The sequence below is a fragment of the Methyloceanibacter stevinii genome (assembly GCF_001723355.1).
In the GTDB taxonomy this organism is placed as follows: domain Bacteria; phylum Pseudomonadota; class Alphaproteobacteria; order Rhizobiales; family Methyloligellaceae; genus Methyloceanibacter; species Methyloceanibacter stevinii.
The window spans coordinates 1-14613 of the sequence record NZ_LPWE01000011.1; the positions used below are offsets into that span (position 1 = coordinate 1).

11 protein-coding genes and 3 pseudogenes are annotated in these 14613 nt (G+C 63.7%); 9 read left to right on the forward strand and 5 right to left on the reverse strand.

Features of this window, described 5'->3' with window-relative positions:
- The 3 genes and pseudogenes from groEL to AUC70_RS06705 form a co-directional block, all read right to left on the reverse strand.
- A partial coding sequence (gene groEL / locus AUC70_RS06695; protein WP_141702003.1) for a chaperonin GroEL occupies window positions 1-892 on the reverse strand: 892 nt, incomplete at its 3' end.
- A gap of 92 nt (window positions 893-984) precedes the next feature.
- Window positions 985-1270: pseudogene (locus AUC70_RS06700) on the reverse strand (co-chaperone GroES).
- Between the two features lie 150 nt (window positions 1271-1420).
- Window positions 1421-2407, reverse strand: coding sequence for a catalase family peroxidase (locus tag AUC70_RS06705; protein ID WP_069444174.1), 987 nt, complete (start codon window positions 2405-2407; stop codon window positions 1421-1423).
- A 350-nt stretch (window positions 2408-2757) separates the two neighbouring features.
- Between AUC70_RS06705 and AUC70_RS06710 the strand changes: the two genes are divergently transcribed.
- Window positions 2758-4512, forward strand: a complete 1755-nt coding sequence (locus tag AUC70_RS06710) for an EAL domain-containing protein (RefSeq protein WP_069444175.1) — start codon at window positions 2758-2760, stop codon at window positions 4510-4512.
- Between the two features lie 55 nt (window positions 4513-4567).
- Here the strand turns inward: AUC70_RS06710 and AUC70_RS06715 are convergent, their stop codons facing one another.
- Window positions 4568-4855 (reverse strand): hypothetical protein, encoded by a 288-nt coding sequence (locus AUC70_RS06715; RefSeq protein ID WP_069444176.1) that lies wholly within the window; start codon window positions 4853-4855, stop codon window positions 4568-4570.
- A gap of 157 nt (window positions 4856-5012) precedes the next feature.
- On the opposite strand from AUC70_RS06715, the gene AUC70_RS06720 reads away from it, so the two are divergent.
- Together AUC70_RS06720 and AUC70_RS17915 are read left to right on the forward strand one after the other, a co-directional pair.
- Window positions 5013-5780: a TIGR01459 family HAD-type hydrolase gene (locus tag AUC70_RS06720; RefSeq protein ID WP_244505535.1), complete on the forward strand. Its 768-nt coding sequence runs from the start codon at window positions 5013-5015 to the stop codon at window positions 5778-5780.
- Entirely contained in the window at window positions 5713-5874 is a 162-nt protein-coding gene (locus AUC70_RS17915; RefSeq protein WP_244505566.1) for a hypothetical protein, read from the forward strand. The genes AUC70_RS06720 and AUC70_RS17915 overlap by 68 nt, the downstream gene beginning before the upstream one ends.
- Before the next feature lie 25 nt (window positions 5875-5899).
- Here the strand turns inward: AUC70_RS17915 and AUC70_RS06725 are convergent, their stop codons facing one another.
- Complete coding sequence (locus AUC70_RS06725; protein ID WP_069444581.1) at window positions 5900-6283, reverse strand: response regulator; 384 nt, start codon at window positions 6281-6283, stop codon at window positions 5900-5902.
- A 178-nt stretch (window positions 6284-6461) separates the two neighbouring features.
- Between AUC70_RS06725 and AUC70_RS06730 the strand changes: the two genes are divergently transcribed.
- The 6 genes and pseudogenes from AUC70_RS06730 (at window position 6462) to AUC70_RS06755 (ending at window position 14613) form a co-directional block, all read left to right on the forward strand.
- Window positions 6462-6899, forward strand: a complete 438-nt coding sequence (locus AUC70_RS06730; RefSeq protein WP_069444177.1) for a MaoC family dehydratase — start codon at window positions 6462-6464, stop codon at window positions 6897-6899.
- Window positions 6900-6942: 43 nt separating this feature from the next.
- A pseudogene (gene ribF / locus AUC70_RS18565) lies at window positions 6943-8547 on the forward strand (bifunctional riboflavin kinase/FMN adenylyltransferase); the annotation flags it as partial.
- A gap of 201 nt (window positions 8548-8748) precedes the next feature.
- A pseudogene (ileS, locus tag AUC70_RS06740) lies at window positions 8749-11759 on the forward strand (isoleucine--tRNA ligase).
- 4 nt (window positions 11760-11763) lie between these two features.
- On the forward strand, window positions 11764-12279 hold the full coding sequence (lspA, locus tag AUC70_RS06745; protein WP_069444582.1) for a signal peptidase II: 516 nt from the start codon (window positions 11764-11766) through the stop codon (window positions 12277-12279).
- A 34-nt stretch (window positions 12280-12313) separates the two neighbouring features.
- Window positions 12314-12931: a hypothetical protein gene (locus AUC70_RS06750; RefSeq protein ID WP_141702005.1), complete on the forward strand. Its 618-nt coding sequence runs from the start codon at window positions 12314-12316 to the stop codon at window positions 12929-12931.
- A 335-nt stretch (window positions 12932-13266) separates the two neighbouring features.
- Window positions 13267-14613 (forward strand): M16 family metallopeptidase, encoded by a 1347-nt coding sequence (locus AUC70_RS06755; RefSeq protein WP_083241351.1) that lies wholly within the window; start codon window positions 13267-13269, stop codon window positions 14611-14613.

A 14613-nucleotide genomic window follows, 5' to 3' on the forward strand; every position in this document is an offset into this window, starting at 1 on the left:
CGCCGGTCAGGACCGCGATGTCCTGCAGCATGGCCTTGCGGCGATCGCCGAAGCCAGGCGCCTTCACCGCCGCGACCTTCAGGCCGCCGCGCAGCTTGTTGACCACGAGCGTGGCAAGTGCCTCGCCTTCCACGTCCTCGGCGATGATGAGCAGCGGGCGGCCCGACTGCACGACCGACTCGAGCAGCGGCAGCATGGCCTGCAGGCCCGACAGCTTCTTTTCGTAAATGAGGATGTAGGGGTTCTCGAGTTCCGTCGTCATCTTCTCGGCATTGGTGACGAAGTAGGGCGAAATATAGCCGCGGTCGAACTGCATGCCCTCGACGACCTCGAGCTCGGAATCGAGGCTCTTGGCTTCCTCGACGGTGATCACGCCCTCATTGCCGACCTTCTTCATGGCCTGAGCGATCATGTCGCCGATGGACTTCTCGCCATTGGCCGAGATCGTGCCGACCTGTGCGATTTCGGCGGAGCCTGAAACTTCCTTCGACTGCTTCTGTATGGTCCCGATAACCTCGGTAACGGCCTTGTCGATGCCGCGCTTCAGGTCCATCGGGTTCATGCCGGCGGCCACGGCCTTCAGGCCTTCGCGCACGATCGCCTGTGCCAGGACGGTCGCCGTCGTGGTGCCGTCGCCCGCGGTCTCGTTGGTCTTGGACGCGACCTCTTTGAGCATCTGCGCGCCCATGTTCTCGAACTTGTCCTCAAGCTCGATCTCCTTGGCCACGGTGACGCCGTCCTTCGTGGTGCGCGGGGCACCGAACGACTTGTCGATGATGACGTTGCGGCCCTTCGGACCGAGCGTCACCTTCACGGCGTTGGCAAGCACGTCGACGCCCTTGAGCATGCGCTCACGGGCTTCGGCGGCAAATACAACGTCTTTTGCTGCCATTGAACTATTCTCCGTTGTGGATTGAGACTCCACGGCGCCGCTCTTCACGCGGGCGCAGGGGGGAATCGGTTTCGATAAGTTTGGGGACGTGCCTAGCCGAGGACGCCCATGATGTCGGACTCCTTCATGATGAGGAGTTCGTCGCCATCGATCTTGACCTCGGTGCCGGACCATTTGCCGAACAGGACCTTATCGCCGGCCTAACGCCGAGCGGCTGAACCTTGCCGTCCTCGCCGAGGACGCGGGGCCCACGGAGACGACTTTGCCAGTCTGCGGCTTCTCGGCCGCGGTGTCCGGAATGATGATCCCGCCTTTGGTCTTCTGCTCTTCCTCGAGCCGCTTGACCACGACACGGTCGTGCAGGGGACGGAATTTCATGGATATACGCTCCTATTTGCTGGAACTCCGATGCTTGGCACTCAGGCCTCCCGAGTGCCAATAACCCGCTTGTACGCAGGCCTCCCCGAGGCGTCAAGGCACGCGGTCGTCGCAAACACGGGGCGTAGCGCCTCCAGTGAGCGACGGACGTCAGGGCGCGACCCGGCGCGTGAAGGAAACGATATAGGCCGGCGAGCGTATCGCGAAGATCGGATCGTCGGTCGGCCCCGCCACTCCGTCGGCGACGTTTGAGGGCAGAAACGAGAACGCGTCGCAGGTGCCGTCCGGTTCGACAGCGTCGATCGTCAGCCGCCCCAGCGCGATCTTGTCCCGGTGCTCCTCGTCCCAGAGCGCGGTGGCATCGTCGGTAACGTCGCCATCCTGGCCGATAATGGCCACGAGTGCGAACTCGGCCGGGGCCTTTTCGAGGCGTGCCTTGAGCTCGCCCGCCAGGAAGTCCTGTCCTTTGGCTTCGGCTTGCTCGTCGGTGAGGCCGTCCTCGCCGGCCAGCGGCAGGAGTTTGAACTTGGCAAGCGTCTCTTTGCCATCGGCGTTGGTCAGGGTGAAGGCGTGGACGCCCCAATAGTTGACGCCGGCGTAGCTTGCCGGGACGAGCCGTTCCTTGAGCCAGGTGCCCTGGTTCTTCGATTCCGGGTGCGCGGCGAAATACGCCTCCACCTTGTCCGCATCGCCGCTCGCTTTCGCGGTCAGGAGGTCGAAGAAGGACTGCGGCGTGTTCGCGACGAACACTGGGGCCGAAATCATCACCAGGTCCGTGTTGGCGCCGTCGCCGAGGTCGAAGCGCAGCGCGAGGCCCTTGGGATTGCCCTTGTCGTTGTCGGGGGCCTTCGGGTTGCCACCTGCGAGCGAGAACCGGCCGATCACCGGGACGGATTTCGCAAATTGCGGCGCCTTGGTGAGCTCTGGGGCATTCTCTGTCGGGTTGAAGTCGCCCGAGACGCAAAGGCCCTTGGGGTGGGCCGCCCGCTTATGCGGGTACTTGCCGAAAGCCTTGTTCAACGCGTCGACGAGATCGGCGGGACCGGGTTCGGCCAAAGCATTCGGTATGACGACGCTCGGTGAGGACAGCAGCGCAAGTGCGACTGCGGCGGCGGCGATGTGAGAAGCGCGAGACATGGCGGGTTCCTGGGCGAAATGGACAGATGCCGGCAATCTAGTCGCGCACGGCAGCGGCGCATCACACGTTGCAACACACTTTATTGATGGGCGAGTGACGCACCGTCGCATTGATCGATGCGGCGCGCGCTTGGGCGTGCACCTTGGCCTTGCGCCGCAAGATTGCTATCACAGGACGTGCACAGCCAATTTGATGTTGCTTTGCAATAGCCTGTCGCCCATGATTTCGAAAGCGAGGGGCGGCGCGACAAGCCAGGACCATTTGGAACGGCGAGGCCATGAATTCATGGGAACGCCGTCCATTGGAGCAGGTCTTGACGGTACCACGTGCCGCTTCAGGAGGGCTCGCGATGCTTGACGTGATTGTTCTCGTGGCCATGGCCATAACGGCGGCCGCATTCGGCGCCGGTTTGACCATGCAGGCGGGACTGCCGCTGCTACCGGTTCTCATCGGGGCCATCGCTCTGTTCTTGGTGATGGCGACGACGTTCCTCCGGGTTGGACGCGCCGGCGGCGGTGGCGGTGGTGGCGACCGCCTCGACGATCTCGAGCAAGCGCTCGAAGTGATCGACATCGATCTGCAGCGGCTCGACCGCGTCGAAGACGGGATGAACCGTCTTCATGCCTTGCATGACAAAGTTGAACGTCTCGATCAGCACGTGGCGAGCGGCGCGGTCGGCGCTGCCGGGTCAGAAGGGCTGTCGGTGGATCTTCAGCACGTCTACGACCGGATCGAGGCGGTCCGCGCAGAGGTCACGAACGAGAGCCGCGCCCAACGCCAGAAGATCGCCAACGATCTGGGTGCTCTGGAAACGCTGATCGCCCAGTTGGTCGGTCGCGCTTCCGCGGCGGCGCCCGCGAGCAGCCCTGCGCCGGCCAGCTCTGCGCCGGCCATGGCGGCGCTCACTGCCGCCGACGCCGAAGCGGAGATCGAACGCGAGTCAGCCGCTGTGTTCGAGCCGGAACCCGTCGAAGAACCAGAACCCGTGATCGAGCCCGAGCCGGAATTCTTCGAGGAGCCCGAGCCGGAACTGATCGAGGACTCCGAACCCGATTTCGAAGAGATTGACGAAGAGGAAATCGACCTCGTCTTCGAGCCTGAGCCGCAGGAGGATCTCCAGCCCGAGCCGGAAGAGAGCGCTGACGCGCAGCCCGCCCTCGAGGACGCCGAGGATGAGGACAGCGGCGACGAGGAACGGGAAGTGGGCCGGGAAGAGGCCATTCTCGCTGCGGCGCTGGCGGCGGCACAACCCGAACCCATAATCGAGCCGGAGCCAGAGCCCGAACCCGAAGAGTCGTTCGAGGAGTTGGCCGACGATTTGGCATATGACTTCGATGACGACGACGACAACGCGATGCTCGAAATCATTCGCGAGGGTATCGAGCAGGGGCGGGTGGATCTGTACCTCCAACCCACCGTCACCCTGCCGGGGCGCAAGGTGCGCTATTTCGAAGGGCTGACCCGCATTCGCAAGAGCGACGGCGAGATCGTGATGCCGCGCGACTACATGCCTGTGGCCAAACGGTCTGCGTTGATGCCGCTGATCGACAACGTGCTCGTCGTCCGCGCGGTCCAGGTGCTGCGGCGCCTTGGCCCCAATGCGCCGATCGAGGGCGTGTTCGCCAACATTTCCATGCACTCCCTGCTCGATCCCGATTATTTCCCGGAACTCATCGAGTTCATGGAGGAGAACGCCGGCCTCAGCGACAGTTTGATTTTGGAGATCAGCAACGCCGAGATGCAGGGGCTGAACGACAGTGAGCTCGGCTGCCTCGATACGCTCGGCGCGTTGGGATTCGGCTTCTGCCTCGACAACGTGGTCGATCTGGAAACTGGCTTCGACGGACTGGGCGACCGCAATTTCCGCTTCGCCAAAGTGAGCGCGGCGGAGTTTCTGGGCGGGCCGGGACGCAATGCGGCAGACCTCAAGCGGCGCCTCGACGCGGCCGGCATCACGCTGATCATCGAAAAGGTCGAGAAAGAGGGCGACGTGGCGCGCCTCCTCGACCATGGCATCGAGCTGGCGCAGGGCCACCTCTTCGCCGAGGCCGAGCCGATGAACGCGGCGCTCTCGCGCGAGCTGTCAGGCGTGGGCGCGGGTTAAGCCAGTCTCAGACATCCGACCGCCGGCAACGCGCGCCCGACCGAGTACGACCGGTCTAGTCGCCCGTCTCGAGGTCGCGCTGTAGCTCCTCGTCTTCCACATTGCCGCCGCTGCTCTTGGTTTCCGCGCGGTCTGGCGGGGGCATCATCTCGCCGCCGGATTTCGTCGTGGGGACCTCGTCGGGCTCCAGGTCCCGTTGGACCTCCATGTCTTCCTCATCCTGGACGGGCAGGACCAAGGACGGGGCCTTCAGATCGTGGGTGGGCAGGGCCAAGGCCGGTCCGCCAGCGATTGCGAGTGTGGCAAGTCCTCCAATCAGGACCATCCCATTCAGTCGGAACATAGTCTCCTCCTAGCGATCTTCACGTGAAGAACTCCGGTCGTATCGTCGGCACGATCCTATCACCGCCAGCGCGCCGGACGTAGCGCTTCGACAGGCCGCATCCACTGTCCTTGACCGGCGGCGCGCGAGCCTCTAACCGAGCGCCATGGAAGCTTCCTTGAAAATTCCCGTCATCGAGTCCATCCGCGAGATCGGCGGCAGCCGCCGGGTTTGGTTCGTCGATATCTGGGGCGTCATGCACAACGGGCGCGATGCCTTTCCCGATGCCTCGGCCGCGACGTGCGCATTTCGCGAGCAGGGCGGTGTGGTCATCTTGCTGTCCAATTCTCCACGGCCGAGCCCGGACCTCCAGGCCCAGCTTCGCCTGATCGGCGTGCCGGACGAGGCTTATGACGCTACCGTGTCGTCGGGCGATCTGACGCGCCATGAGCTCGCCAAGCACAAGGGCGCGCGCGTGTTCCATCTCGGCCCTGAGCGCGATCTACCGATCTTCCATGAAGCAGATGTCACGCTGACCCGTCCGGACGCGGAGCTGATCGTGTGCTCAGGCTTGTTCGACGATCAGGTCGAAACGCCCGAAGATTATGTGGATCTGCTGACGAGCCTTGCGGCCCGCGATGTGCCGATGATCTGCGCCAACCCCGACCACAAGGTCGAGAGCGGCAACCGGCTCATCTACTGTGCCGGCGCGCTGGCCGCAGCTTACGAGAGCCTCGGCGGCGATGTCGTCTATGCCGGGAAGCCGCACCGGCCGGTCTACGATCTGCGTTCGAGACCGCTTCGAAGATTGCCGCGCGCGCGGCGAAACCATCTCGAAGTCGGACGTCCTCGCGATCGGCGACGGTGCCAAGACCGACATTGTCGGGGCGGGCGCGTTCGGTGTGCCGTCCGTTTTCGTCGCGAGCAAGCTGCATGCGCCGGATGAGAGTGTAGGATTGCTGGATGCCGAGCACCTGGAAGGGCTCTTTGCGGAGGAACCGAGCCCGCCGATCGCCGCCACGCACGGTCTGCGGTGGTAGGCGCGTCCTCTGGCCGGCCCCACGGTCAGCCGTTGAACGCGGTTTCGATCTTCGACCTGAGCGTAACTGCATTGAATGGCTTTAGCATATAGTCGCTGACGCCAGCCTGTTTCGCCTGCGCCTCATGTTCGCGCGACCCGTCCGCCGTAACCATGATGAACGGCGTGCGGGAGAGGCCGCCATCCGCGCGCACCTCGCGTAAGAGTTCGTAGCCTGTCATCGGGGCCATGTTCCAGTCCGAGATGACGAGCCCGTAGTTCTTTTCGTGCATCATTTGCAGTGCCGCGCTGCCGTCATCGGCGCCGTCCACATCTGCAAAACCGAGTTGTGCGAGGAAGTTGCGGATGATCCGGAGCATTGTGCTGTAGTCGTCGACGACGAGCACGGGCATATTGAAATCGAGTGGCATGGCCATCCTCCGTCTGCCGCGACCAAGGCTATGGAACATGGTTAACAAAACCTTAATCCATTGTTCTGCATGATGTTTTCTGGAAGAGAAGCGGCCGGGCGAGACTTGTTGCGGCGCCGCAAGGGCTTCGCTATTTTGCGCCCCTCTTAAGAACACCAAAACCGCAGGGAGTACACGCATGAGCCTCGACCACGGCTACTATCTGGAAGATCTGTCGCCCGGCATGGAGGCCAGCGTCTCCAAGACCGTGACGAACGAGGACATCACGGCGTTTGCGGAACTCTCCGGCGACATCAATCCCGTCCACCTCAACGAGGAGTTCGCGGCCGGGACCGTGTTCAAGAAGCGCATCGCGCACGGCTTTCTGACCGGTTCGCTATTCTCCACGGTGCTGGGCACCAAACTGCCGGGGCCGGGCTGCATATACATGTCCCAGACCATGAAATTCAAAGGTCCCGTCTTCATCGGCGATGAACTCATCGCCACATGCAAGGTGACCGCGGTCGACATGGAGAAGGGGCGTGTCTCCTTCGATTGTGTCTGCGAGGCCAACGGCCGGCCCGTTCTCACCGGAGAGGCGCTGCTGATGGTCTCCCGCCGCCCCACGGACGACTAGTTCCGTTCGAACCGGAAGGATTTCCGATGGACATCGTCCGCTCCTGGCGGGAAGCACCGCCGGACCAGAAAGGCGCGGTCCTGGCCATCGGAAATTTCGACGGTGTCCATCGCGGACACCAGGCGGTTCTCGGTGTGGCCAAGGCGATAGCGGCGGCCGAGGGCAGAAAGACCGGAGCGGTGATCTTCGAACCGCACCCGCGCGAATTCTTCGCGCCGGGCCGGCCGTTCTTCAGGCTGACGCCCTTACCCGTGAAGCTGGAATTGCTCGAGGCCCTGGGCCTCGATGTCGCGTTCGTTCTGCCCTTCGACCGCCCACTGGCCGATCTGTCAGCCGATGCGTTCGCCACCGATATCCTCGGTGAGGCGTTCGGCGCCCGCCACGTCGTGGTGGGCTACGACTTCGTCTACGGCAAAGGCCGAACCGGCACGGTCACGCATCTTGCCGCCACGGGCGAAGCCGCCGGCTATGGCGTCGACGTGGTGGAGCCGGTCCAGCTCGAGGGTAGGACGGTCTTCGCCTCCAGCGCGATCCGGGAGCATCTATCCAAGGGGCGGATACGGGAAGCCGCCGAGCAGCTCGGCTATTGGTGGCGGGCACGGGGCTCGGTTGCCCATGGCGCCGGGCGCGGGCAAGGGCTTGGCTTCCCGACCGTAAATTTCAAGCTGTTGCCCGGCCAGGACGTCTGCCACGGCATTTACGCCATGCGTGTGCACCATGCAGGCGGGCGGCACGACGCGGCGGGCTATGTGGGACCGCGTCCCACGTTTGCGCCGGCGAGCCTGCGCTCGAGGCCTTCCTGTTCGACTTCTCCGGCGACCTCTACGATCAGACTATCGAGGTGGAATTCATCGACTTCATTCGCCCCGACCAGGCCTTCCCCGACGGTGAGGCATTGGCGGCGCAGATGGACAAGGACTGCGAAGCCGTGCGGGCCGTGCTGGCGAGCGTCGCGCCGCCGATCCCATGCGGCAATTCCCGCTCGGGGCCGCTCTTGCCACGCGGGCACTGGATTGTAGCTAGCCCGGTTGCTAGAACGCCTCGCAACTCGAATCGCGCCTTCCGCGATCCAACACGGGCGGACATAGAAATCATGGTCACCAAGTCGAAGAGCGGCAAGAGCGCTCCCAAGCGTAAGAGCGCCGCCAGCCCCGCACGCAAGAAGAAGACCAAGACGGCGGGCAGGACAATCAGCACGGCGAAGAAGCCGGCGTCCAAGGCGAAGACCGCGGCTGCGCCGAAGCGCAAGCCGGCAGCCAGGAAGGCGCCTGCAAAGAAGGCTGCGCCGAAGAAAGTGGTGAAGAAGACCGCGAAAACGACCGTCGCCAAAAAGAGCGTGGCCAAGAAGACCGTCACCAAGAAGCGCACCACGAAAAAAGCCGCGCCGAAGAAGGCTGTGGCCAAGAAGGTCTCGGCAAAGAAGACGACGAAGAAGACCGTGAGGAAGGCAGCGCCGAAAAAGACTGTTGCGAAAAAGGCGGCACGGAAGACGAGCGCGAAAAAGACGGTCGCCAAGAAGGTGTCGGCGAAGAAGGCATCACCAAAGAAGACTGTTGCGAAGAAGCCGAGCACGAAGAGACCCGTCGCCAAGAAGGTCGCGGCTAAGAAGACTACGGCGAAGAAGACCACTGCCAAGAAAGCCGTGCCGAAAAAAGCGGTGAAGAAGACCGCGAAGAAGCGCGTGACGAAGACCCGCGTGGACGCGAAGGCCACGGCTCCCAAGAAGGCGGTCGCGCCGAAGAAGGCCGCCGCGCCCAAGAAGGCCGCCGCGCCGAAGAAGACAACGGCCAAAACAACAACGGCGCCCCGCAAGGCGGCCAAGCCAAAGACGATCGCGAAAAAGACTGAGATGACGGACACCACAACGCCCCCCGCACACGAAGCGGCACCGAGACCGGTGCAGCCGCAAACGGAGCGGGACTGGAGCGAGACGCTATTCCTGCCCAAGACCGAGTTTCCGATGAAGGCAGGCCTGCCGAAGCGCGAGCCGGAGCTGCTGCAGCGCTGGGCCGAGATGGGCCTTTACGGGCGGCTACGCGAGAAGGGCCAGACCCAAGAAAAATTCGTGCTGCATGACGGCCCGCCGTACGCGAACGGCCATCTTCATATCGGGCATGCGCTCAACAAGATCCTGAAGGACGTGATCTGCCGCTCCCAATCCATGATGGGCAAGGACGCCAACTATGTGCCTGGCTGGGACTGTCACGGCTTCCCATCGAATGGAAGGTCGAGGAGGAGAAGTATCGGTCCAAGGGCAAGGCCAAGCCGGACTTCACCGACTCCGAAGCCATCGTCGCCTTTCGCCGCGAATGCCGCGCCTATGCGGAGCATTGGCTGGACGTGCAGCGCGACGAGTTCAAGCGCCTCGGTATCGAGGGTGACTGGGACGATCCGTACACGACGATGAACTACAAGGCCGAGTCCACCATCGCGCGCGAGCTGATGAAGTTCGCCATGAATGGACTCCTGTATCGCGGCTCCAAGCCCGTGATGTGGTCCGTGGTGGAACGCACGGCTCTCGCGGAAGCCGAAGTCGAGTATCAGGAGATCGAGAGCCCGGCGATCTACGTGAAGTTCCCGGTGATGTTCGCGACCGACGACAATCCGAACCCCACATACTTGCAGCATGCCTCGGTGGTGATCTGGACGACGACGCCGTGGACGATTCCCGGCAACCGGGCGGTCTCCTATTCGCCGGCCATTTCGTACGGCCTCTACGAGATCACCCAGGCGCCGGAAGACAATTGGGCCAAGGTCGGCGAGCGGCTGATCCTGGCCGATGCGCTTGCCGAGACCGTCAAGACCGCAGCCCGTATCGAGGGCTGGAACCGGACCGGCGACGTGACGGCCGCGATGCTCAGTCAGATCATGTGCGCGCATCCATTACGCGACGAGGGCGCTTACCGGTTCAAGGTGCCGCTGCTCGCGGGCGATCACGTCACCGAGGATGCGGGTACCGGCTTCGTGCACACCGCGCCCGGTCATGGCGCGGACGACTACAACATATGGGTCGAAAGCGAAGGGCTCCTGCGCGACCGGAACATCGACAAGACGATCCCCTTCACGGTCGACGAGGCCGGCTTCTTCACCAAGGACGCGCCGCGCTTCGAGGGCAAGCGCGTGGTCGACGACAAGGGCAAGTTCGGCGACGCCAACGAAACCGTCATCCGTGCGCTCATCGAGGCGAAGGCGCTGCTGGCCCGCGCCCGTTACAAGCACGATTATCCGCATTCCTGGCGGTCCAAGAAGCCCATCATCTTCCGCGCGACGCCACAATGGTTCATCGCCATGGACAAGGACTTCGAGGCCGGCGACAGCCTGCGCGCCCGTGCCATGGACGCGATCGAGGCGACGCGCTTCGTGCCGCCGCAAGGGGAGAAACGCATCAAGGGCATGGTCGAGACGCGTCCCGATTGGGTGGTCTCGCGTCAGCGTGCCTGGGGCGTCCCCATCACCGTGTTCGTGCACAAGGAGACCGGCGAGGTCATCCCGCGCCGGGACTTCAACGCGTCCGGCGAGTTGATCGACCGCATCGCCGCGGCCTTCGCGGCCGAGGGCGCGGATGCCTGGTTTGTAGAAGGGGCGAAAGACCGCTTCCTGGATGGTCTCGTGGACGATCCGGACGCCTGGGAGAAGGTCGGTGACATTCTCGACGTCTGGTTCGACTCCGGGTCCACCCATGCCTTCGTGCTGGAACAGCGCCCGGATCTGAAATGGCCGGCGTCGCTCTATCTAGAAGGGTCGGACCAGCACCGCGGCTGGTTCCAGTCCTCGCTTCTGGAGGGCTGCGGTACGCGCGGCCGCGCGCCGTTCGACGAAGTGCTCACCCATGGCTTCGTCAACGACGAGGATGGACGCAAGATGTCGAAGTCGCTCGGCAACGTGGTCTCACCGCAAAAAGTCATCGAGCAATCGGGTGCGGAGATCCTTCGGCTGTGGGCCATGAGCTCCGATTATGCGGATGACTTGCGCATCGGGCCGGACATCCTCAAGGCGAACGTTGATTCGTATCGCCGCCTGCGGAACACGCTGCGCTTCCTGCTCGGCAACCTCGCGCATTATCACGACGATCTCACCGTCGCCTATGACGAGATGCCCGAACTCGAGCGCTACATGCTTGCCCGTATCGCCGAACTCGATGCGATGGTGCGTGAAGGCTACATCGTCTACGACTTCAAACGCGTCTTCCACGCGCTGCTGAATTTCTGCGTCAACGATCTGTCGGCGTTCTATTTGGACATCCGCAAGGACGCGCTTTATTGCGATCCGCACGACAGCCTCACGCGGCGCGCGGCGCTTACGGTCATGGACCGGCTCTTCGCCGCGCTCACGGCCTGGCTTGCACCCATGCTGTGCTTCACCATGGAGGAGGCCTGGCTGACGCGCTACCCGCACGACAAGGGGTCGGTTCATTTGCGCGACTTCCCCGACGTGCCGCACGAGTGGGATGACGCAGGGCTTCGCGAGAAGTGGCGGAAGGTGCGGCAGATCCGGCGCACCGTGACGGGCGCGCTCGAGGTCGAACGGCGCGAGCGGCGCATCGGCTCGAGCCTGGAGGCCGCGCCGGTCGTCTATGTCGCCGGCGAGGATTTGCGCGGCGCGCTCGAGGGGCTCGACCTGGCCGAAATCGCGATCACCAGTGGGGCGCGCCTCGTTCCCGGCGAGGGGCCGGCGGACGCCTTCCGGCTCGAGGATGTACCCGCCGTGGCGGTGGTCTTCGCACGCGCCGAAGGCAACAAATGCGCGCGGTCGTGGAAAGTCCTTCCCGAGGTCGGGGCCGATCCCGAGTTCCCGACCTTGTCGCCCCGCGATGCCGAGGCCGTTCGCCAGTACGACCGGCGCGCCGGGCAGGCGGGGTAGCGGCATGCTTCGTCACTGGTTCTGGGGACCCTATTCGCCGCTCGGGCTTCTCGTGGCCTTGGCGACGCTGGTGGCGGACCAGGGGAACAAGCTGTGGATGCTCTATGTCTACGACATCGGCACCAAGCAGCCCGTCGAGGTCACGCCGTTCTTCGATCTGATCCTCGTGTGGAACAAGGGCATAAGCTATGGGCTGCTCCAGCAGGATGAGCTGCTCGGGCGTCTGGCGCTCGTCGCGTTCGCTATTGTCGTGAGCTTGGCCTTGATCGCCTGGCTCGCCCGGATATCGACGGGCCTGACGGCCGTTGCCATCGGGCTCATCGTCGGCGGGGCGGCCGGAAATGCCATCGATCGGGCCGTGCACGGCGCCGTGGCGGACTTCTACTCGCTCCACGCCTTCGGCTTTCAGTGGTACATCTTTAATATCGCCGATGTAGCCATCGTTGCCGGGGTGGTCGGACTCCTGTATGACTCGCTCTTCGGGGGTCACAAAAAGGCCGGAAACCCCTCTAAAATGTAAACAAATCCGGATTTTTGGGGATTTGAGGGGACTCTTGGGGCACGTCACAGCCATAAATGCCGGACGCCGGCTTGGAACGATCGCGGCAATGCTTGCCTGCGCGGCGCTCCTTGGCGGCTGCGGCGGCGTCGAGCTCGAAGGCAAAGTCTTCGACTACGCCGGCCTATCCGGCAAGGTCGGCGGTCCGAAGGTCGACCCCACGATGAGCGCGCGGGCCCCTCTCATGGTGCCGCCGAACACCCGAAGTCTTCCCGCCCCGACCGAGAACCGCTCTATCGCCGCGGCCCGCCAGGATTGGCCGGACGATCCGGAAAAGGTCCGGGTGCGTGAGGTCGAGCAGCAGAAGGCCGTGGTTGCCGAGGCGGAGGCTGCCGCCGAGCCGCTGAACGCCTACGCGGGCAAAGAGACCCTTATCGACAAGCTCTTCCAGGGCGGCAAGAAGAAGAGGATCGAGGAACCGGTTCCCGACGTGCCGGAGCCGGATGCATCGGATGCCATCCCGGGATCGAGGTCGACCGTCGCTACGAGCGGTCAGCCGATCACGCCGCACCAGGCGGAGGCGCCGCTCCCCGACCAGAACAGGCAGGCCTTCGAGCCGAAGACGCCCAGCAGCTACAAGAGCGGTTCAGGCACCCAACGGGGCCTGTACTAGCTGGCGCCGCCCCGCGGAGCGGTCCGCGGGTGGGTCAAGATCGCAGCTCAATTACCCGGAAACCTTGCGAATCTGTAAGTTTGGCCACCGCGCGGTGACGGCTAGACTTGTTTGAATCGACGGATCGGGCGTCCCACATGTTAGGGTAGCGCCCACAAGGCGTCACGAGTGCCGTGGCGCTCGCTTGGCGTCACTTCCTCTAGCCCTCCGCTAAAGGTGCGATGAATGTTCGAACACTGGATCGCCGCGTCCCTCTTCCGGGCCGGTTTGGTCATAACCCTGGTGAGCCTATCCATGCCAGTTGCTACCCTTACCGCTGAGGCCGACAAGCACCCGTGCCGGCGGCCTCGCCGCAGAAGCCCGGGAAGAAAGCCTTCGAATTCAAGTTGGAGAACGGGCTCGACGTGGTCGTCATCCCGGACCACCGTGCCCCGGTCGTCACCCAGATGATCTGGTACAAGGTCGGCGCCGCCGACGAACCCTACGGCGTATCCGGCATCGCTCATTTCCTCGAGCATTTGATGTTCAAGGGCACCGAGACCATCCCGGCAGGCCAGTTCTCGAAGATCATTGCCCGCAAGGGTGGGGACGACAATGCCTTCACCAGTCAGGACGTAACGGCCTATTTTCAGCGCGTCGCCAAGGATCGACTTGCCTCCGTGATGGAGATGGAGGCCGACCGCATGAAGAACCTGCGTCTGACCGAAAACGATGTGAACACCGAGCGCAACGTGATTCTCGAGGAGCGGCGCTCCCGGGTCGACAACGATCCGAGCAGCCTCCTGCAAGAGCAGATGATGGCCGCCCTCTACCGCAATCACCCCTATGGCATTCCGGTCATCGGCTGGGAGCACGAGATCGCGAAGCTCAACCGGGAAGATGCGTTCGCGTTCTACGACCGGTTCTATGCGCCTGACAATGCAGTCTTGGTCGTCGCCGGCGACGTTGAGCCCGACGAAGTGCGGGCCCTCGCCGAAGAGACCTTCGGCAAGGTTCCGGCGCATGGTGATCTGACAAAGCGCGAGCGTCCCGCCGAGCCCAAGCATGATGCGTCGGTCACCGTTACGCTCGAGGACCCTCGTGCCGGCCGTACGACCGTTCAGCGGCTATACATCGCGCCGAGCTACACCACCGGGAAGCCCGGCGAGGCTGAAGCCCTCGAGCTTCTTGCCCGGATCATGGCGCATGGCAGCACGGGCCGTATCTACAAGAGCCTGGTCGTCGACAAGGAGGCCGCGGCCTCGGCGGGTGGCTGGTACTCGGAATCGGGCCTCGACTCCGGGCGTATCGGCTTCTACGCGATCGCCGGCGACAATGACACGCCCGAGGAGATGGAAGCCGCGATCGACGCAGTCATCGAAGACGTTCGCGCCAATGGCGTGACCCAGGAAGAACTCGATCGAGCGCGCGCCGCGCTCCTGGCCGAGTACGTCTACAACTCGGACTCCATCTCGCGCATGGCCCGACAGTATGGCTGGCGTCTGGCGGTGGGGCTCGATGTCGAGGACGTGGAGGACTGGCCGAACCGGATCAAGGCGGTCACGACCGACGACGTCCGCAAGGCGGCGGTGGACCACCTCTTGGACGAGAATTCGGTGACGGGCATCCTCAAGCCCGCGCCGGAACACACGAGCAAGGTGCAGGAAAAGCCGGTACCTGCGGCTACCAAGGACAAGTCATAA